Consider the following 20,108-nt stretch of genomic DNA (forward strand, 5'->3'; position numbering starts at 1 on the left):
CTGCGCCGACACTCGACCGGCCTGCCGGGTCGTGTCGCAGCGGGGCCGTAACGTGGAGCGCATGGCTACGAGCACCAGGTCGAACGGTCGCGCCTCCGGCGCGTCCGGGCGCGGCTCGTCGACGCGCACCGCGCCCACCAAGAAGCTGCCGGCGCAGCGTTCGTCGACGCGCGCGGCGCGCAGCGCATCCCAGAAGTCCGACGGCCCGGGGGTCCTCGTCCGAGCCTGGATGGGGCTCGCCCACCTCACGGGCGGCGCGGCCCGTGCGCTCGGCCCCGAGACGCTCGCCAAGGAGGAGCGCCGCGACGGCCTGCCCTTCTTCCTCGTCCTGCTCGCCGTGTCCGGTGCGATCGTCGAGTGGTTCTTCATCAACGACCCCGTGGCCCAGACCCTCGACGCCTACACGTTCGGGGGCCTGTTCGGCCGCGTGGCGTTCGCGCTGCCCGTCGTGATGCTCATGTTCGCCGTCTGGCTGTTCCGGCACCCGAGTTCGGTGCACGACAACACGCGCATCGGCATCGGCCTCGGGATGCTGCTCATCACCGTCTCGGGGCTCTGCCACCTCTTCGGCGGGCAGCCCTCGCCCAGCGAGGGCATGCCGGTGCTCGCCGGTGCCGGCGGCATCCTCGGCTGGATGCTCGCGCAGCCGCTCATCCTCCTCATCACCGAGGTGGGTGCGGGCATCGTGCTCGTGCTCCTGGTGCTGCTGTCGCTGCTGATCCTCACCAAGACGCCGCCGAACCGCATCCCGCAGCGCTTCCGCGAGCTGTACACGTGGCTGTTCGGCGCGATCGAGGGCGAAGCGGATGCCGCGGCCGCGTCGAACGCGGACGTCGAGTCCAAGCCCAAGCGCCGGTCGAAGGCCGAGCGCGCGCAACAGGTCGAGCTCGACGGGATCGACGACGAGGAGGCGCCCTCCGGCGGCATGCTGCCCTGGTGGCGCCGGAACGCCTCGAACCGCGAGGAAGACCCCGAGTTCGCCGACGCGGGTGCCGACGGCATCACGGAGGTGTTCGGCGAGGGGTCCGCGGCGGGGAGCTTCGAGACGCCGCTCGAGGGCGTGCGACCGGCCGACCCGTACGGGGCGGGCGTCATCGACGACCTCGAGCGTGCGGAGTCCGCCCTGCAGCGGTTCACGGGCGAGGTGGCCGGAAGCGGCACGGGCCTCCGCGGCGACGACGCCGGCGCCACCGAGGTCATCGCTCCCGCCGGGGCCGCACCCGTGCCCGGTGCGGCGGCGGGCGCCGCGGCGCCGGAGGGCGGGGCCGCGGCATCCGTGGACGAGGGCGCCGACGAGCTGCCCGACCGGCCGTACCACCTGCCGTCGTCCTCGACCCTCGCGGCGGGGGCGCCGGCGAAGACCCGCTCGGCGGTGAACGACGAGGTCGTGCGCCAGATCACGGGCGTGCTCGAGCAGTTCGGCGTCGACGCGAAGGTCACCGGCTTCTCGCGCGGGCCGACGGTGACGCAGTACGAGATCGAGCTCGGGCCGGGCGTCAAGGTCGAGCGCGTGACCGCGCTGTCGAAGAACCTGTCGTACGCGGTCGCGTCGAACGAGGTGCGCATCCTCTCGCCGATCCCCGGCAAGTCCGCGATCGGCGTCGAGATCCCGAACGCCGACCGCGAGACGGTCACCCTCGGCGACGTCCTGCGCTCGGGCGCCGCGGTGAACGCGAAGCACCCGATGACGATCGGCGTGGGCAAGGACGTCGGCGGCGGCTACGTGGTCGCGAACCTCGCGAAGATGCCGCACCTGCTGGTCGCCGGTTCGACCGGGTCGGGCAAGTCGAGCTTCGTGAACTCGATGATCACGAGCCTGCTGATGCGCGCCAAGCCCTCCGAGGTGCGGATGGTGCTCATCGACCCGAAGCGCGTCGAGCTCGCGCCCTACGCGGGCGTGCCGCACCTGATCACGCCGATCATCACGAACCCCAAGAAGGCCGCCGAGGCGCTGCAGTGGGTCGTGAAGGAGATGGACATGCGGTACGACGACCTCGCGTCGTTCGGGTTCCGCCACATCGACGACTTCAATGCGGCGGTGATCAACGACGAGATCAAGCTGCCCGCGGGCAGCGAGCGCAAGCTCAAGCCGTACCCGTACCTGCTCGTCGTGGTCGACGAGCTCGCCGACCTCATGATGGTGGCCCCGCGCGACGTCGAGGACTCGATCGTTCGCATCACGCAGCTCGCCCGCGCGTCGGGCATCCACCTCGTGCTCGCGACGCAGCGGCCCTCGGTCGACGTCGTGACGGGCCTCATCAAGGCGAACGTGCCGTCACGGCTCGCCTTCGCGGTCACGAGCGTCACGGACTCCCGCGTCATCCTCGACCAGCCGGGCGCCGACAAGCTCATCGGCCAGGGCGACGCGCTGTTCCTGCCCATGGGCGCATCCAAGCCGATCCGCGTGCAGGGCGCGTGGGTCACCGAGACCGAGATCGACCGCGTCGTGACGCACGTGACGCGCCAGGCCCGCCCCGAGTACCGCAAGGACGTCGAGGCGGCCGTCGAGAAGAAGGAGATCGACTCCGACATCGGCGACGACCTCGAACTGCTGCTCGCGGCGGCGGAGCTCGTGGTCTCCACGCAGTTCGGGTCCACGTCCATGCTGCAGCGCAAGCTCCGCGTCGGCTTCGCCAAGGCGGGTCGCCTCATGGACCTCCTCGAGTCGCGCGAGATCGTCGGCCCGTCCGAGGGGTCCAAGGCGCGCGACGTGCTCGTGACGCCCGAGCAGCTGCCGGGCGTGCTCGCGAAGCTGCGCGGCGAGGAGCCGGCGCCGCCCGCGGCATCCGCCCCGCCCGCCGCGGCCGCCCCGGCTGCCGCACCCGTCGGGGCCGCCCCGGCCACGACCGGCGCGACCGGCTCGGGCGCCGCCGACGGCGACGTCGACGACCGGTACGACGACCCGGTCGGCCGCATCCCCGACGGGCTCGAGGAGGTCGAGGCCGACGGCGACGAGGACGCCTGGGGCCTCACCGGCCGCGACTGACCGACGGCTAGGCTGAACCCATGACCGCACCCGACGGCCGTGGCCGTTCGTCGAACTGGAACCTGCCGAACGCGATCACGGTCGTCCGGATCGTCATGGCGCCGATCTTCTTCTGGCTCCTGCTCGCCGACGGCGGCGCCGACGGTCCGTTGCGCTGGTGGGCGGCGGTCATCTTCATCGTGGCGATCTCGACCGACTGGGTCGACGGTCACCTCGCGCGCTCGCGCGGGCTCGTCACCGACCTCGGCAAGATCCTCGACCCGATCGCCGACAAGCTCCTGACGAGCGGCGCGCTCGTGTGCCTGTCCATCCTCGGCGAGCTGTGGTGGTGGGTGACGATCCTCATCGTCGTCCGCGAGGTCGGCATCACGGTCTGGCGCCTCGTCGAGCTCCGCCGCGGCACGGTCGTCCCGGCGTCGTCGGGCGGCAAGGCGAAGACCTTCACGCAGGCGATCGCGATCTCGCTGTTCCTGACCCCGCTCTGGACGTTCCTCGGCGATTGGGTCTTCTGGGTCAACTGGGCGTTCATGGCGGCGGCGCTCGTCCTCACGGTGTGGTCCGGCCTGCTCTACGTGCGCGACGCGATCCGCCTCGCGCGCGAGCACCGTGCCGAGTCCCGGTGACCGACGAGCGGATGCCTCCTGCCGCGCGTGATGCGGATCCGGCCCGCGCCGACGAGCTCGCCGACCGCCTCGTCGCGCGGCTGCGCGCGGGCGGCCGGACGGTCGCCTGCGCCGAGTCGCTCACGGGCGGGCTGCTGTCCGCGGCGATCGTCGACGTCCCCGGCGCGTCGAACGCCCTGCTCGGCGGCGTCGTCGCGTACGCGACCGAGCTGAAGCACTCGCTGGTGGGGGTCGACGCGCGCCTGCTCGCCGAGCGGGGGCCGGTCGATGCCGAGGTCGCACGGCAGCTCGCCGAGGGCGTGCGGGCGCGATGCGCGGTCGACGGCCGCGCCGCCGACCTCGGGCTCGCCACGACGGGCGTCGCGGGCCCCGACCCGCAGGGAGGCCATCCGCCCGGGCTCGTGTACGTCGGCATCGCGTCGGCGCGCGGCGCGCGCGCCGTCGAGCTCCGGGTCCGCGGCGATCGGGGCGCGGTGCGCCGGGGCGCGGTGGTGCGAGCGCTCGCGGAGGCCCTGGCGGAGCTCGACGCGCTGGACGCGGCATCCGTCTCGGACTGATGGGCCCTGCGGGAATACCCCGTATGAAGACCCTGTTACAGGTGTCGGGTTCAGAGCAAAACACCAGTGACCACGGGTAGGCTCGGTGAACGGGATGAGGCGCTAGACTGACCTCCCCGTACCGGCCCCGGTCGGGGTTCGCAGGTGAGACGAGGGAGGTTCCGATGGTTCTGGTTCGACAGGAGATCGGCGACGTGCTGAGGGACTTCCGCCTGCAGAAGGGCCGGACCCTCCGCCAGGTCGCCAGCAAGGCGAGTGTCGCGCTCGGCTACCTCAGCGAGGTGGAGCGCGGCCAGAAGGAGGCCTCGAGCGAGATCCTCGCGTCCGTCGCGGACGCGCTCGACACTCCCATCTCCGTGATCATGCACGAGGTCGGCGACCGCATCGCGGTGCTCGAGGGGCTCAACACCCCGTCGGTGCCCGACAGCCTCCCCGACGAGCTGGTGGCGGAGTTCGACGCGGACATGATGGTCCGCTGATCCACGATCCACGCGAACGGCCGGTCCTGGGGACCGGCCGTTCGCACGTTGCGGAGGACATCGGTGAAACGCAGTGAGTTCGCACTGGCGGTCGAGCAGGAGTTCGGCCCGGGGTATGGGGACGTCGTGGTGAACGACCTCGTGCTCGTCGAGCTCGGCAACCGCACCGCTCGCGAGGCGCTCGCGGCCGGCCTCGCGCCGCGCGACGTCTGGTCGGCGCTCTGCGCGGCGACGGATGTCCCGGAGGAGCGTCGTCACGGCGTGGGCCGTCCCGAGCCGGGGGAGCGGCCCCTCCGGTAGACCGTCGGACGCGGCCCCGGATGCATCCGAAGACGCGTTCGACACGCCGAAGGGCGTGTCGAACATCCGTTCGGGTGCTGCGTTAGGCTCCTCACCAGCAGGAGGGACGACGCGTCCATCCACAGCCGGAGCCTTCGGGCCGCGGATGTCGGTGGCCGGCCGTACGGTCGGAGGCGTCGGAACACACCGCAACCGCCTTGTCGCGAGACGTGCCGGGTCACGGCCCGGCACGCGGAACGACAGCCTAGAGGCAGCCGTCACCACCACGAAGGAGCACCGATGCCATCACCCGCAGACCGCGAGAAGGCCCTCGAGACCGCACTCGCCCAGATCGACCGCCAGTTCGGCAAGGGGTCGGTGATGCGCCTCGGCAGCGAGGAGCGCGCACCGGTCGAGATCATCCCCACCGGTTCGATCGCACTCGACGTCGCGCTCGGCGTCGGCGGCCTGCCGCGCGGCCGCATCATCGAGATCTACGGCCCCGAGTCGTCGGGTAAGACGACCCTGACCCTCCACGCGATCGCGAACGTGCAGCGGGCGGGCGGCATCGCGGCGTTCATCGACGCGGAGCACGCGCTCGACCCCGAGTACGCGAAGAAGCTCGGCGTCGACATCGACTCGCTGCTCGTCTCGCAGCCCGACACGGGTGAGCAGGCGCTCGAGATCGCCGACATGCTGATCCGCTCGGGGTCCATCGACCTCGTCGTCATCGACTCCGTCGCGGCCCTCGTGCCCCGCGCCGAGATCGAGGGCGAGATGGGCGACTCGCACGTCGGCCTCCAGGCCCGCCTCATGTCGCAGGCCCTCCGCAAGCTCACCGGTGGCCTCAACCAGACCAAGACGACGGCGATCTTCATCAACCAGCTCCGCGAGAAGATCGGCGTGTTCTTCGGCAGCCCCGAGACGACCGCGGGCGGCAAGGCGCTGAAGTTCTACGCGTCGGTGCGCCTCGACATCCGCCGCATCGAGACCCTGAAGGACGGCTCCGAGGCGGTCGGCAACCGCACGCGCGTGAAGGTGGTCAAGAACAAGATGGCCCCGCCCTTCAAGCAGGCCGAGTTCGACATCCTCTACGGCGTCGGCATCTCCCGTGAGGGCAGCCTCATCGACTACGGCGTCGACCAGGGCATCGTGAAGAAGTCCGGCGCCTGGTACACCTACGACGGCGACCAGCTCGGCCAGGGCAAGGAGAACGCCCGCAACTTCCTCATCCAGAACCCCGACATCGCCGCCGACATCGAGAAGAAGATCCTCGCGAAGCTCGGCATCGGCCAGGTCGGCGCTGCGCCGGCGGCCGCCGCACCGTCGAACGTCGAGTCGCTCGCGGCGAAGCGCAAGGGCGCCTGAGTCGGCGGTTCCGATGACCGATCAGCGGAACGAGCGACTCGCGCCGGTCACCTACCTGCCGTGGGTGGCCCGGTCGGAGGAATCCGACGGGGCCGCCCGGCGTGGGGCGGGATCCGCGGTGCGTGCCGCGCCCGAGCAGGTCCTGGTCGAGGAGCCCGAGACCGGCCCCGAGCGAGACGATCGCATCGACCGGCTGATCGTCTCCCGGTTGCGTCGCTCGTCGCTCTCGGTGTCCGAGGTCCGCTCGACCCTCGTCGAGCACGGGCTCGACGAGGGCGAGGTCGAGGAGTGGATCGAGCGCTACCAGCGGCTCGGCTACCTCGACGACCGTCGGCTCGCGGAGCAGCTCGTCCACAGCCACGGCGTCCGGCGCGGCCGGGGGAGCGGCGCACTGCTCCACGAGCTGGGGCGCCGGGGGATCGACGACGAGCTCGCGCGAGAGGCGGTCGACACCCTCGATCCCGACGTCGAGTTCGAGCACGCGCTCCTGATCGCCGAACGCCGCGCCCGGCAACTGGCCGGGCTCGATCGGCACGTCGCGGAACGGCGCCTGTCGGCGTTCCTCATGCGACGCGGGTACGGCAGCGAGCTCGTCCGTCGCGCTGTGGCCGCCGCGCTCGACGACGCTGAGCCCGAGTGATCGGATCGTAGACTGGTGCGATCATGAGCACCATTCACGAGGCGATGCCCGCGGCCGCGGAGCCCCTCGCCGCCGAGACGGCCGCGCCCCGCACCTACGAGGTCCGCACCTTCGGGTGCCAGATGAACGTGCACGATTCCGAGCGCCTCAGCGGGTCGCTCGAGGCGGCCGGCTACGTCCCGGCCGACGGCGCCGAGCCCGACATCGTCGTGATCAACACGTGCGCGGTGCGCGAGAACGCCGACAACAAGCTGTACGGCAACCTCGGCCACCTCGCCGGGGTCAAGCGCCGGCATACGGGCATGCAGATCGCCGTCGGCGGCTGCCTCGCCCAGAAGGACAAGAACGTCATCCTCGAGAAGGCGCCCTGGGTCGACGTCGTCTTCGGCACGCACAACATGGGATCGCTGCCGAGCCTGCTCGAGCGTGCGCGCCACAACGACGAGGCGCAGCTCGAGATCCTCGACGCGCTCGAGGTGTTCCCGTCGACACTGCCGACCAAGCGCGACTCGACCTACTCCGGCTGGGTCTCGATCTCGGTCGGCTGCAACAACACGTGCACGTTCTGCATCGTGCCCGCGCTCCGCGGCAAGGAGAAGGACCGTCGGCCCGGCGACATCCTCGCCGAGGTGCAGGCGCTCGTCGACGACGGCGCCGTCGAGGTCACGCTCCTCGGCCAGAACGTGAACTCCTACGGCGTCGAGTTCGGCGACCGTCAGGCGTTCGGCAAGCTGCTCCGCGCGGCGGGCGGCATCGACGGCCTCGAGCGCATCCGGTTCACGAGCCCGCACCCCGCGGCGTTCACCGACGACGTCATCGACGCGATGGCCGAGACGCCGAACGTGATGCCGCAGTTGCACATGCCCCTGCAGTCGGGCTCCGATCGGATCCTCAAGGCGATGCGCCGTTCGTACCGGTCCGAGAAGTTCCTCGGCATCCTCGACCGCGTGCGCGCGAAGATCCCGAACGCCGCGATCTCGACCGACATCATCGTCGGCTTCCCCGGCGAGACCGAGGAGGACTTCCAGGAGACCCTCCGCGTCGTCGAGGCCGCACGGTTCGCGTCGGCGTTCACCTTCCAGTACTCCATCCGCCCGGGCACGCCCGCGGCGACTATGGCCGACCAGGTGCCGAAGGAGGTCGTGCAGGAGCGCTACGAGCGCCTCATCGCGCTCCAGGAGCGCATCTCCTGGGAGGAGAACCAGAAGCTCGTCGGCACGGCCGTCGAAGTGCTCGTCTCCACGGGCGAGGGAAAGAAGGACGCCGAGACGCACCGCCTGAGCGGTCGTGGGGAAGACAGCCGGCTCGTGCACTTCGAGGTGCCCGCGGGCTCCGACCTGCCGCGACCCGGCGACGTCGTCTCGGTCGAGATCACGCAGGCGGCGCCGTTCCACCTCCTCGCCGACTCGGTCGACGGCGCGCCGCTGCGCATCCGTCGCACGCGAGCGGGCGACGCCTGGGACCGTGCGCAGGCCGAGAGCTGCGGGGTTCCGGCCGCGCCCGGCGCCGCCGCGGCATCCGCCGGGGGTCGCGTCTCGCTCGGCCTGCCGTCGCTGCGCATCGGCGGCGAGCCGCTCACGAGCCCCGGCGTCGGCACCATGCCGATCTACGACCCCGCCGACGGCCAGCGCTGACGTGACGCTGATCGCGGTCGTCGGTGCCACGGGCACAGGCAAGTCGCGCTTCGCGCTCGACCTCGCCCACGCGATCGCCGCCCGGGGCGGTCGTGCCGAGGTCGTCAACGCCGACGCCATGCAGCTCTACCGGGGCATGGACATCGGCACCGCCAAGCTTCCCGTCCATGAGCGCGAGGGCGTGCCGCACCACCTGCTCGACGTGCTCGACGTGACCGACGACGCATCCGTCGCCGCCTACCAGGCCGAGGCCCGCGATGTCGTCGACGACATCGCGGCGCGCGGCGGGGTCGCGATCCTCGCCGGAGGCTCCGGGCTGTACGTCTCGAGCGTGATCCACGACCTCCGGTTCCCCGGGACGGATGCCGCGATCCGCGCGCGCCTCGAGGACGAGCTCGAGGAGGTCGGTCCGGGGCTGCTGCACCGCCGCCTGCGCGAGCTCGATGCGGAGACCGCCGCGAGCGTCGATCCGCAGAACGGGCGTCGCATCGTGCGCGCGCTGGAGGTCATCGAGCTCACCGGGGAGCCGAAGGCCGCGCGCCTGCCGGACGAACCCGTGCCGTGGCGGCCGCACCGCATCGTGCACCTCCGCGCCGAGCGCGCGACGCTCGTCGCACGTCTCGACGCCCGCGCCGCGGGCATGTGGGCCGAAGGGCTCCTCGACGAGGTGCGCGGGCTGGTGCCCGCCGGCCTGGAGCGAGGGGTCACCGCGCGCAAGGCCATCGGCTACGCGCAGGCGCTCGCGCAACTGCAGGGGCGGATGTCGGAGGCCGACGCCATCGCGGAGACGCAGGCGCTGACCCGGACGTACGCCCGACGGCAGGTCGGGTGGTTCAAGCGGTACGCCGCGGCATCCGTCGTCGACGCCCTCGATCCGGAGGCCGTGGCCGCCGAGGTGGCGCGGCAGGCCGACGGCGTCTGAGGCTCGCCGCGCTCCCTAGACTGGTGCGATGGCGTTCGATCTGCGCTTCACCAAGGGCCAGGGCACGGGCAACGACTTCGTGCTGTTCAGCGACCCCGAGGGTGAGCACGAGCTCTCGCCGACCCAGATCGCCGCGGTGTGCGATCGCCGCTTCGGCGTCGGCGCCGACGGGCTGATCCGGGCCGTCCGCTCGGAGCGGCTCGCCGACGGCGGCGCGGCGCTGGCCGAGGACCCGCAGGCGACGTGGTTCATGGACTACTGGAACGCCGACGGGAGCATCTCCGAGATGTGCGGCAACGGCATCCGGGTCTTCGTCCGCTACCTCGTCGACCAGGGCCTCATCGCGGCCGACGGCGACGAGTGGATCGCGATCGGCACCCGGGCGGGCGTGCGCCGGGTCCGCGTGACCGGCGCCGGATTCGAGGCCGACCTCGGCCTGTGGCGCCTCGACGGCGGCGAGCCGCTCGTGCGCGCCAAGAACCTCGGCGTCGCCCGGCCCGGGCTGGGCATCGACGTCGGCAACCCGCACGTCGTGGTCGCACTCGCCGACGACGACGAGCTCGACGGCCTCGACCTCGCCTACCTGCCGATCCTCGAACCAGAACCCCAGGCCGGCGCGAACGTCGAGTTCGTGGTGCCCGCCGAACCGCTCGTCGAGAACGGTCGCGGGCGGATCCGGATGCGCGTCCACGAACGCGGCTCCGGGGAGACGCTCTCCTGCGGCACCGGAGCGGTCGCCTCCGCGCTCGCCGTGCGGCACTGGGCCGGCGAGGGCGCACCCGACGTGTGGGTCGTGCAGGTTCCGGGCGGCGTGCTCGGCGTCCGCATGGAACGACGACCCGACGGCGAGCACGTGCTGCTCACCGGCCCGGGCGAGCTCGTCTTCGACGGCGTGCTCAGCCTGCCCTGACGCGGCGGGGCGCCGCTTCGACCGGTCGCCTCGACGTGCCTCGCCGGCTCAGGTCTCGCGCGTGACGGTGAGGACGCGGAAGCCCTTCGACGTGCTCACCCGATCCACGCGCCATCCCGCGCCGAGGTCGTCGGCGAGCCAGCGCTGGAGCGAATCGGCGCCGAGGTTCTTCTGCACGACGAGCCACGCGGTCGCGCCGACCTCGAGCCGGGGGAGCCAGTGCCGCAGCAGCGCGTGCAGCTCGGCCTTGCCGATCCGGATGGGCGGGTTCGACCAGATCACGGAGAACCGGACGTCGTCGGGAACATCCGAGGGATCGACGGCGTTGACGTTCTCGAGGTGCAGGCGCTGCGCATTGCGGCGGACCAGGTCGAGCGCCCGCTCGTTCACGTCCACCGCCCAGACCGTGGCCTCCGGCGACTCGAGCCCGAGCGTGAGCGCGATCGGACCCCACCCGGCGCCGAGGTCGAGCAGGTGGCCGATCGACGGGGCGTCGGGCACCTCGTCGAGCAGGACGCGCGTGCCGAGGTCGACGTGGTCGGGGCTGAAGACGCCGCCGGCGGTCTGCACCTCGACGTCGCGGCCGGCGAGTCGCACGGGAACGGTCCGGAGCGCCGCCCGGTCGGCGGGCTTGGACGAGAAGTAGTGCTCCTGCGGCATACGGGGAAACCTATCGCAGGCGAACGGAAGTAGGCTGGACAGGATGAACGACGCGGCACCCGAGACCAACGACGACGCGGTCGAGCGCGTGCTGCGCAGCACCGACGCACGAGCCGGCGTGTCCCGGTTCGGTGCGTCCGACGCCGCCTCGATCCAGCGCGCCGGCCTCGCCGGCGCAGCCGAGGACGGCTTCGACGGCGAGCAGTACGACCGTGAGGAGCGTGCGGCCCTCCGTCGTGTCGGCGGGCTCTCGACCGAGCTCGAGGACGTCACCGAGGTCGAGTACCGGCAGCTGCGCCTCGAGAACGTCGTGCTGATCGGCGTGTACCCGCAGGGCTCGCTCGAGGACGCGGAGAACTCGCTGCGCGAGCTCGCGGCCCTCGCCGAGACGGCGGGGGCGCGGGTGCTCGACGGCGTGCTGCAGCGTCGGCCGCACCCCGACCCGAGCACCTACCTCGGCCGCGGCAAGACCGAGGAGCTGCGGCACGTGGTCGCCGCGCTCGGCGCGGACACCGTCGTCGCCGACACCGAGCTCGCCCCGAGCCAGCGGCGCGCGCTGGAGGACGCGGTCAAGGTCAAGGTCATCGACCGCACCGCCGTGATCCTCGACATCTTCAGCCAGCACGCGAAGAGCCGCGAGGGCAAGGCGCAGGTCGAGCTCGCGCAGCTCGAGTACCTCCTCCCGCGCCTGCGCGGCTGGGGCGAGTCGATGTCCCGCCAGGCGGGTGGCCAGGTGGGCGGCGCGGGCGCCGGCATGGGCTCGCGCGGTCCCGGTGAGACGAAGATCGAGCTCGACCGACGCCGCATCCACTCGCGCATGGCGAAGCTCCGTCGGCAGATCGCGGGCATGAAGCCCGCACGTGACGCCAAGCGTGCGAACCGCAAGCGGAACGCGGTGCCGTCGGTGGCGATCGCCGGGTACACGAACGCGGGCAAGTCGAGCCTGCTCAACCGGATCACCGGTGCGGGCGTGCTCGTGGAGAACGCGCTGTTCGCCACGCTCGACGCGACCGTCCGCCGCAACACGACGGCCGACGGCCGCGTCTACACGATCGCCGACACCGTGGGCTTCGTGCGGAACCTGCCGCACCAGCTCGTCGAGGCGTTCCGGTCCACGCTCGAGGAGGTCGGCGACGCCGACCTGATCGTGCACGTCGTCGACGCCGCGCACCCCGACCCCGCCCAGCAGATCGCGACCGTGCGCGACGTCATCGGCGAGGTGGGCGCCCGCGACATCCCCGAGCTGGTGGTCTTCAACAAGGCCGACCTGGTCGCGCCCGAGGACCGGTTGGTCCTGCAGGGCCTCGAGCCGAACGCCGTGTTCGCGTCGGCGCGCACGGGCGAGGGCGTGGCCGAGGTGCTCGCCGCCATCGGCCGCATGCTCCCCGACCCGGCCGTCGAGGTCGACCTGCTCGTGCCGTACGACCGCGGCGACGTCGTCTCCGCCCTCCACGAGGGCGGCCGGGTGCTGTCGACCGAGTACGTCGAGGACGGCACGCGCATCCGGGCGCTCGCGTCGCCCGAGCAGGCCGCGCAGCTCGAGGAGTTCCGCGCGGAGGCGCTGGCGTAGCATCCGCTCGCCCGACCCGCGTCACTCGCCGTCACACCGGTCACTCGTCGTAACACCGGGAGCGGAACCGGTCACCCGAGCGTATCGTCGCACCTGATCGTGGCGAGCGGCCGGATGTCGCCCGCCTGGAGCGACCGCCGAGCCCGGCACCCGCCCGCGAGACCCACCTGCCGTTCCGGCCGGTCGGGCGCGGCGTGCCGTGCACTCGACCACCCCCGGGACTGCTCGCCACCTGGAGCGACATGACCGGAACCCAGCCCGACGGCGCCGCCGCCCGGCCGCGCGTGCCGATCTCGTTCGAGCTGTTCCCGCCGCGGACCGACGCGGCGGCGATCGCGCTCGGCCGCACCATCGACCGGCTCGCCGAGGTCGACCCCGCGTTCATCTCCGTGACCTTCGGCGCGGGCGGATCGAGCCGCGACCGCTCGCTCACCGTGCTCCGGTACATGCTCGAGCACACGGGCGTCGAGCCGATGGCGCACCTCACCTGCGTCGGGTCGAGCCACGCCGAGGCGAACCGGCTCGTGCGGGAGTTCCTCGACGCGGGCGTCACGAGCTTCCTGGCGCTCCGCGGCGACCCGCCGGCCGGTACCGCCGACGCGGAGGACGCGATCGGCGACCTGCACAGCGCCGCGGAGCTCGTGCAGCTCATCCACCGGGTGCAGGAGGAACGCGAGCCGTTCGGGCGGTCGCGCATCCCCGGCATGCCCGGGGTCACGGCCATCCGCGAGCGTCCGCGCCCGGAGCGCGTCGCCGTGGCGGCCTTCCCGAGCGGGCACCCGCGCTCGCGCGGGTCGAACCAGGACGTCGACGTGCTGCTCGCCAAGGAGGTCGCGGGCGCGAACCTCGCGATCACGCAGCTGTTCTGGCATGCCGACGACTACCTGTCGTTCGTGCAGCGCGCCCGGACGGGCGGGGTGACCATCCCGATCCTGCCGGGCATCATGCCCGTCACGACGCCGGCGCGGCTCGCGCGGCTGGAGCAGATCACGGGCGTCCCGGCGCCGGCCGAGCTCGCGATCGACCTCGAGATCGAGCCCGACGCGGACGCCCAGTTCGAACTCGGCGTCGCGCACGCCGCGAAGCTCGTCGCCGACGTCCTCGCGGGCGGCGCCCCCGGACTGCACCTGTACACCTTCAACCGTCACGAGGCCGTCCTCGCCGTCCTGGAACGGCTCGGCCTCGCCAACACCCCCGCCCACGCGGGCACCGAGAGGAACACGAGAGAACGATGACCGCACCCGCCTTCCCCACCGGCACGATCCTCGGCTACCCGCGCATCGGGCGCCGCCGCGAGCTCAAGCACGCCGTCGAGGCGTTCTGGGCCGGCCGGATCGACGCCGCCGAGCTCGAACGCATCGCGGCGGGCCTCCGCGCCGCGACCCGCGAGCGGCTGGCCGAGCTCGGCCTCGGCCGGACGGACTCGGCGATCCCCGAGAGCTTCTCGAACTACGACCAGGTCCTCGACGCGGCCGTGGCCGTGGGCGCGATCCCGACCCGCTTCGAGCGGCTGCTGGGCGCCGACGGACGCCTCGACCTCGCCGGCACCTTCACGGTGGCCCGCGGCGAGGGCGCCGACGCGCCGCTCGAGATGACGAAGTGGTTCGACTCGAACTACCACTACCTCGTGCCGGAGATCGGGCCGGACACCGCGTTCGCCGCGCACGCCGAGGCGCTCGTCGCGCAGGTGCGCGAGGCGCGCGCGGCCGGGTTCGTCACGCGTCCGGTGCTGGTCGGCCCGGTCACGTTCCTCCTGCTGTCGAAGGCGGCGGACGGCGCGCCCGAGGGCTTCCGTCCGCTCGACCGCCTCGCCGACCTCGTCCCGGTCTACCGCGCGATCCTCGGCGAGCTCGCCGAGGCCGGCGCCGAGTGGGTGCAGCTCGACGAGCCGGGACTCGTGAGCGAGAGCCTCGACGAGCCGCGCGATCGCGTGCTCGAGGCGGTCGCGCTCGCCTACGACGCCCTCGGCGCGGCCGAGGCGCGTCCGGCGATCTTCGTCGCCGCCCCGTACGGCGACCTCGGCGACGCCCTGCCTGCGCTCGCGGCCACGCCCGTCGAGGCGGTCGGGTTCGACCTCGTCCGCGGCGACCTGCCGGAGCGGCTCGACCCCGTGACGGAGGAGGCGCTCGCCGCGAAGACGCTCGTCGCGGGCGTCGTCGACGGCCACAACATCTGGCGCGGCGACCTGGAGCAGGCGTTCGCGCGCGCCGAGGCGCTGCGCTCGGTCTCCGGCACGGTCGCCGTGTCGAGTTCGACCTCGCTCCTGCACGTGCCGCACGACGTCGACGACGAGACCGCGCTCGACCCGCGGCTGGTGAGCTGGCTCGCGTTCGCCGACCAGAAGGTCGCCCAGGTCGCGACGCTGGCGCGGGGCGTCACCGAGGGGCGCGACGCCATCGCGACCGACCTCGACGCGGCATCCGCTGCCCTCGCCGATCGCGCGGCCGCGACCGGTGTTCGGGTGCCGGAGGTGCGGGACCGGCTCGCCGCACTCGACGCGGGCGCCTTCGCGCGCGCCGCGTACGACGACCGTGTCGCCGCCCAGGAGGACCTCGCGCTCCCGGCGCTGCCGACCACCACGATCGGCTCGTTCCCGCAGACCGCCGACATCCGTCGCGCCCGCGCTCGCCTCGTGAAGGGCGAGCTGACGGATGCCGCCTACCGCGACCTCATGCGCGAGGAGATCGAGCGGGTCGTCCGCCTGCAGGAGGACCTGGGTCTCGACGTGCTCGTGCACGGCGAGCCCGAGCGCAACGACATGGTGCAGTACTTCGCCGAGCTGCTCGACGGGTTCGCCGTCACGCAGCACGGCTGGGTGCAGTCGTACGGCTCGCGTTGCACGCGTCCGTCGATCCTGTGGGGCGACGTCTCGCGTCCGGCGCCGATGACCGTGGAGTGGTCGGCATACGCGCAGTCGCTCTCGGAGAAGCCCGTCAAGGGCATGCTGACCGGGCCCGTCACCATCCTCGCGTGGTCGTTCGTGCGCGACGACCAGCCCCTCGGCGACACCGCCCGGCAGGTGGCGCTGGCGCTCCGCGACGAGATCGGCGACCTCGAGGCCGCCGGAATCCGGATCATCCAGGTCGACGAGCCGGCGCTCCGCGAGCTGCTGCCGCTGAAGCTCGCCGACCAGCCCGCGTACCTCGACTGGTCGGTCGGCTCGTTCCGCCTCGCCACCGGGGGCGCTGCGCCGGCGACGCAGGTGCACACGCACCTCTGCTACTCGGAGTTCGGCGTCGTGATCGACGCGATCCGCGAGCTCGACGCCGACGTCACCTCGATCGAGGCGGCGCGCAGCCGCATGGAGGTCGTGGCCGACCTGGCCGCGAGCGGCTTCGACCACGGTGTGGGTCCCGGCGTCTACGACATCCACTCGCCGCGCGTGCCGAGCGTCGAGGAGGTGCGCTCGCTCCTCGAGCGCGCTGTCGACGGCGTGCCCGCGGGCCGGCTCTGGGTGAACCCGGACTGCGGCCTGAAGACCCGCGGCTACGACGAGACGGTCGCGTCGCTCGCGAACATCGTCGAGGCGGCGCGCTCGGTGCGCGAGGGGGTCGCGGTCGCGACCGCCTGATCCGACGCACGAGGGCGGATGCCGCGGGGTGAGCCCGCGGCATCCGCCCTCGTCGTCGGCGGGTGTGCTGGGTCGAAGCGGGCCGGCACCGGGGCTCGCCGGCTCGGCGATCAGACGGTGCGGAGCACCGCGACGACCTTGCCGAGCACCTCGGACTCGTCGCCGAGGATCGGCTCGAAGGCCGAGTTGCGGGGGAGCAGCCAGGTGTGGCCGTCGCGCTGGCGGAAGACCTTGACGGTCGCCTCGCCGTCGAGCATGGCCGCGACGATCTCGCCGTTCTCGGCCGTCTTCTGGGATCGGACGACGACCCAGTCGCCGTCGCAGATCGCGGCGTCGATCATGGAGTCGCCGACGACCTTGAGGATGAACAGCTCGCCCTTGCCGACGAGCTGACGGGGGAGCGGGAAGACCTCCTCGACCTGCTGCTCGGCCGTGATCGGCACGCCGGCCGCGATGCGGCCGACCATCGGGACCATGGCGGCGTCGCCGACCGGAGCCGGCTCGACCGACGCCGGGCGCTGCTCGGAGCCGGGCACGTCGATCAGGATCTCGAGTGCGCGCGGGCGATTCGGGTCGCGTCGGAGGTAGCCGGCGAGCTCGAGCTGGTTGAGCTGGTGGGTGACGCTCGAGAGGGACGAGAGGCCGACGGCGTCGCCGATCTCGCGCATGCTCGGCGGGTAGCCGCGGTCGGAGACGGACGCGCGGATGACCTCGAGGATCGCGACCTGCTTCGGGCTCAGCGTCTTGCGCCGACGGGACCGGCCACCCGTGCCTCGTGCCTGGTCGATGTCGATGCTCACGTGCCTCGCCTCTCGTCGGGACCGCCGTGGTCCGGATGTCGGTGGTCGGTGTTCGACTGTCGTCGGACATTCGAAACTGTATCCGTCTCGCACCCGGCCGACAAACATCCGTTCGAGTGTGTCGCGATATCCAGGTCCGGAAATCCCACTTCCGGTGCTTGCAGCGTGGAATGTTCGAAGATATATTCGGAACACAGCTTCGCATCCGGTCCTCCCGGCCGAGGGCCGGATGCGGGGCTGGAGCCTCGGGAGGTGCGGAATGAGTGCAGTGGTGATGGGGGCCGCAGGAGCGGCTCAGACGATGCCCGCGTTCGGATCGTCGACCGTGCGCACGCGCCTCAGGCTCACCCGGCGCGGCCGCGTCGTCCTCACCGGCCTCGCCGCCCTTCCCGTCGCGCTCGGTGTGCTCATCGGGGTGCTCTCGTCGGGCGGTGCCGTCGCCGGTATCGACGACGGGCGGGCCGCGGCCGCGTTCGAGACGATCGAGGTCGGCGCCGGCGACACGCTCTGGGCGATCGCCGAGTCGATCGCCCCGTCGTCCGATCCACGTGACGTGATCTACGAGATCATGCGCCTGAACGGCCTCGACGACGCCGTCGTCCAGCCCGGCCAGGAGCTCGTGCTCCCCGCGACCCGGTGAGCGCGCCCGGTCGCCGCCGCACGCCGACACACGGGGAGCGCGCGGATAGCATTGATCGGTGACGAGTCTCGACGACCTGCCCATCCGTGATGACCTTCGCGGCAAGACCCCGTACGGTGCTCCCCAGAAGGTCGTGCCGGTCGCACTCAACGTCAACGAGAACACGCATCCGATCCCGGAGGACGTGGCGCACGACATCGTCGCCCGGGTCGCCGCCGCCATCATCGGCCTGAACCGCTATCCGGACCGCGAGTTCACGCAGCTGCGGACGGCGCTGGCCCGGTACCTCGGGCACGGCCTCGTTCCCGAGCAGCTCTGGGCGGCCAACGGGTCGAACGAGGTGCTGCAGCACGTGCTGCAGGCGTTCGGCGGTCCCGGGCGCACCGCGCTCGGCTTCGGTCCGACCTACTCGATGTACGGCCTGCTCTCGTCGGGCACGGGCACCGGGTGGATCGCCGCCGACCGCGACGCCGACTTCGAGCTCTCGCCCGAGACCGCGGTCGCCGCGATCGATCGCCACGATCCCGACATCGTGCTGCTCTGCTCGCCGAACAACCCGACGGGCACGCCGCTGTCGCTCGAGACCATCGCCGCGGTGGTCGACGCCGCGCGCGGCGTGGTCGTCGTCGACGAGGCATACCAGGAGTTCGCCGACCCCGGCACGCCGAGCGCGCTGACCCTGCTCGAAGGGCGACCCCGGCTCCTGGTGTCGCGCACCATGAGCAAGGCCTTCGCCTTCGCCGGCGCGCGAGTGGGCTACCTCGCCGCCGACCCGGCGGTCATCGACGCCCTGCGTCTCGTCCGACTGCCGTATCACCTGTCCGCCCTCACGCAGGCGGCCGCGCTCGGCGCCCTCGCGCACGCCGACGAGATGCTCGCGATGGTCGGCGAGATCCGCGCGCAGCGCGAGCGGATCACGCGGGAGCTCGCCGCGCTCGGATTCCGGCCCTATCGCAGCGGCGCGAACTTCGTCCTGTTCGGCGGCGTCGACGACCCGCACGCCGTGTTCGAGGCGCTGCTCGAGCGCGGCATCCTGATCCGCGAGATCGGCCTGCCCGGTTGCCTGCGCGTCACCGCGGGCACCGAGGCCGAGACCACCGCGTTCCTCGAGGCCATGGCGTCGTTCGCGCCGTCGGCGGCCCCGAACGCCTGATCCGACCCGGAATCCCCACCGGCCTCCCCGAATAGGATGACCCCATGAGCACCGAACGGCCCGCGCGCACCGCACGCGTGCAGCGCGAGACCAGCGAGTCGAGCATCGACCTCTCGATCGACCTCGACGGCACCGGCACGAGCGATATCGAGACGACCGTGCCGTTCTACGACCACCTGCTCACCGCGTTCGCCAAGCACTCGCTCACCGACCTGACCGTCCGTGCGAAGGGCGACATCGAGATCGACGTGCACCACACGGTGGAGGATGTGGGGATCGCGCTCGGGCGCGCCATCCGCGACGCGCTCGGCGACAAGACCGGCATCTCCCGGTACGGCGATGCGCTCGTCCCCCTGGACGAGGCGCTCGCCCAGGCCGTCGTCGACATCTCGGGTCGCCCGTACCTCGTGCACACCGGCGAGCCCGACGGCTTCGAGTACCACCTCATCGGCGGCCACTTCACGGGCTCGATGGTCCGGCACGTCTTCGAGGCGATCACGTTCAACGCCGGGCTCACGGTCCACGTCACCGTGCTCGGCGGCCGTGACCCGCACCACATCGCCGAGGCCGAGTTCAAGGCGTTCGCACGGGCGTTCCGGCAGGCGAAGGCGCTCGACCCGCTCGTGCGCGGCATCCCCTCGACGAAGGGCGCCCTGTGACCGCGATCCGCCGGGTCGCGGTCCTCGACTACGGCTCCGGCAACGTGCACTCGGCGGTCAAGGCGCTCGAGCGCGCAGGAGCCGAGGTCGAGCTCACCGCCGACCGGCGCACCGTCATGGAGGCCGACGGTCTCGTCGTCCCCGGCGTCGGTGCGTTCGCCGCCGTCATGGACGGCCTGCGCGCGGTCCGCGGCGACGAGCTCATCGACCGGCGTCTGGCCGGCGGCCGGCCCGTGCTCGGCATCTGCGTGGGCATGCAGGTCATGTTCGAGCACGGCGTCGAGCGCGGCGTCGACACCGAGGGCCTCGGCGAATGGCCGGGCGCCGTCACCGAGCTGCCGAGCGAGGTGCTGCCGCACATGGGCTGGAACACCGTGCAGCCCGACGAGGGTTCGGTGCTCTTCGCGGGGCTCGAGGAGGAGCGCTTCTACTTCGTGCACTCGTACGGGGCGCAGTCGTGGAGCCTCGATGTCATCCCGCCCTTCCCGCGGCCCAAGCTGACCTGGTCGGAGCACGGCGGTCGCTTCCTCGCCGCGGTGGAGAACGGCCCGCTGTCGGCGACCCAGTTCCACCCGGAGAAATCGTCGGAGGCCGGCATCCGCCTGCTCTCGAACTGGATCGGATCGCTCGGCTGAGCCCGGCGAGACCTCCCGAGAC

Annotated in this window: 19 protein-coding genes; 17 read left to right on the forward strand and 2 right to left on the reverse strand. The window is 72.3% G+C overall.

The window, feature by feature from the left end; all coding sequences use genetic code 11:
* The first annotated feature begins 61 nt into the window (after positions 1-61).
* From ACQ393_RS07770 to dapF, 10 genes are all read left to right on the forward strand, one after another.
* A complete protein-coding gene (locus ACQ393_RS07770) occupies positions 62-2,986 on the forward strand; it encodes a DNA translocase FtsK 4TM domain-containing protein (protein WP_430646254.1) in 2,925 nt (974 codons plus the stop codon).
* Between the two features lie 20 nt (positions 2,987-3,006).
* Positions 3,007-3,609, forward strand: coding sequence for a CDP-diacylglycerol--glycerol-3-phosphate 3-phosphatidyltransferase (gene pgsA / locus ACQ393_RS07775; RefSeq protein WP_430646255.1), 603 nt, complete (start codon positions 3,007-3,009; stop codon positions 3,607-3,609).
* An 11-nt stretch (positions 3,610-3,620) separates the two neighbouring features.
* Complete coding sequence (locus tag ACQ393_RS07780; RefSeq protein ID WP_430646308.1) at positions 3,621-4,166, forward strand: CinA family protein; 546 nt, start codon at positions 3,621-3,623, stop codon at positions 4,164-4,166.
* Between the two features lie 164 nt (positions 4,167-4,330).
* Positions 4,331-4,645: a helix-turn-helix domain-containing protein gene (locus tag ACQ393_RS07785; RefSeq protein ID WP_430646256.1), complete on the forward strand. Its 315-nt coding sequence runs from the start codon at positions 4,331-4,333 to the stop codon at positions 4,643-4,645.
* Between the two features lie 63 nt (positions 4,646-4,708).
* Entirely contained in the window at positions 4,709-4,945 is a 237-nt protein-coding gene (locus tag ACQ393_RS07790; RefSeq protein ID WP_430646257.1) for a DUF3046 domain-containing protein, read from the forward strand.
* 279 nt (positions 4,946-5,224) lie between these two features.
* Positions 5,225-6,292: a recombinase RecA gene (gene recA, locus ACQ393_RS07795; RefSeq protein ID WP_430646258.1), complete on the forward strand. Its 1,068-nt coding sequence runs from the start codon at positions 5,225-5,227 to the stop codon at positions 6,290-6,292.
* A 13-nt stretch (positions 6,293-6,305) separates the two neighbouring features.
* On the forward strand, positions 6,306-6,932 hold the full coding sequence (locus ACQ393_RS07800) for a regulatory protein RecX (protein ID WP_430646259.1): 627 nt from the start codon (positions 6,306-6,308) through the stop codon (positions 6,930-6,932).
* Between the two features lie 23 nt (positions 6,933-6,955).
* Positions 6,956-8,566, forward strand: a complete 1,611-nt coding sequence (gene miaB / locus ACQ393_RS07805) for a tRNA (N6-isopentenyl adenosine(37)-C2)-methylthiotransferase MiaB (protein WP_430646260.1) — start codon at positions 6,956-6,958, stop codon at positions 8,564-8,566.
* A gap of 1 nt (position 8,567) precedes the next feature.
* Complete coding sequence (gene miaA, locus ACQ393_RS07810) at positions 8,568-9,488, forward strand: tRNA (adenosine(37)-N6)-dimethylallyltransferase MiaA (RefSeq protein WP_430646261.1); 921 nt, start codon at positions 8,568-8,570, stop codon at positions 9,486-9,488.
* Between the two features lie 28 nt (positions 9,489-9,516).
* Positions 9,517-10,398: a diaminopimelate epimerase gene (gene dapF / locus ACQ393_RS07815; RefSeq protein WP_430646262.1), complete on the forward strand. Its 882-nt coding sequence runs from the start codon at positions 9,517-9,519 to the stop codon at positions 10,396-10,398.
* Positions 10,399-10,446: 48 nt separating this feature from the next.
* On the opposite strand, the gene ACQ393_RS07820 is transcribed toward dapF, so the two are convergent.
* Positions 10,447-11,058, reverse strand: a complete 612-nt coding sequence (locus tag ACQ393_RS07820; protein WP_430646263.1) for a class I SAM-dependent methyltransferase — start codon at positions 11,056-11,058, stop codon at positions 10,447-10,449.
* A 43-nt stretch (positions 11,059-11,101) separates the two neighbouring features.
* Between ACQ393_RS07820 and hflX the strand changes: the two genes are divergently transcribed.
* From hflX to metE, 3 genes are all read left to right on the forward strand, one after another.
* Positions 11,102-12,628, forward strand: coding sequence for a GTPase HflX (gene hflX, locus ACQ393_RS07825; protein ID WP_430646264.1), 1,527 nt, complete (start codon positions 11,102-11,104; stop codon positions 12,626-12,628).
* 242 nt (positions 12,629-12,870) lie between these two features.
* Entirely contained in the window at positions 12,871-13,863 is a 993-nt protein-coding gene (locus tag ACQ393_RS07830) for a methylenetetrahydrofolate reductase (protein ID WP_430646265.1), read from the forward strand.
* Positions 13,860-16,199, forward strand: a complete 2,340-nt coding sequence (gene metE / locus ACQ393_RS07835) for a 5-methyltetrahydropteroyltriglutamate--homocysteine S-methyltransferase (protein WP_430646266.1) — start codon at positions 13,860-13,862, stop codon at positions 16,197-16,199. The genes ACQ393_RS07830 and metE overlap by 4 nt, the downstream gene beginning before the upstream one ends.
* Before the next feature lie 110 nt (positions 16,200-16,309).
* Here the strand turns inward: metE and lexA are convergent, their stop codons facing one another.
* A complete protein-coding gene (gene lexA, locus ACQ393_RS07840; protein ID WP_430646309.1) occupies positions 16,310-16,987 on the reverse strand; it encodes a transcriptional repressor LexA in 678 nt (225 codons plus the stop codon).
* Between the two features lie 313 nt (positions 16,988-17,300).
* Here lexA and ACQ393_RS07845 point away from each other — a divergent pair, with 313 nt between their 5' ends.
* The 4 genes from ACQ393_RS07845 to hisH are packed head-to-tail and all read left to right on the forward strand — an operon-like array spanning position 17,301 to position 20,086.
* Positions 17,301-17,639 carry a LysM peptidoglycan-binding domain-containing protein gene (locus ACQ393_RS07845; protein WP_430646267.1) on the forward strand — a complete coding sequence of 113 codons (339 nt, stop codon included), beginning with the start codon at positions 17,301-17,303 and terminating at the stop codon, positions 17,637-17,639.
* Positions 17,640-17,697: 58 nt separating this feature from the next.
* Entirely contained in the window at positions 17,698-18,792 is a 1,095-nt protein-coding gene (locus tag ACQ393_RS07850; protein WP_430646268.1) for a histidinol-phosphate transaminase, read from the forward strand.
* Between the two features lie 44 nt (positions 18,793-18,836).
* Entirely contained in the window at positions 18,837-19,451 is a 615-nt protein-coding gene (hisB, locus tag ACQ393_RS07855; protein WP_430646269.1) for an imidazoleglycerol-phosphate dehydratase HisB, read from the forward strand.
* On the forward strand, positions 19,448-20,086 hold the full coding sequence (gene hisH, locus ACQ393_RS07860) for an imidazole glycerol phosphate synthase subunit HisH (RefSeq protein ID WP_430646270.1): 639 nt from the start codon (positions 19,448-19,450) through the stop codon (positions 20,084-20,086). Before hisB ends, hisH begins: the two co-directional genes overlap by 4 nt.
* Positions 20,087-20,108 lie beyond the last annotated feature (22 nt).

This window comes from Agromyces sp. GXS1127 (genome assembly GCF_050565425.1).
Taxonomy (GTDB): Bacteria; Actinomycetota; Actinomycetes; order Actinomycetales; family Microbacteriaceae; genus Agromyces.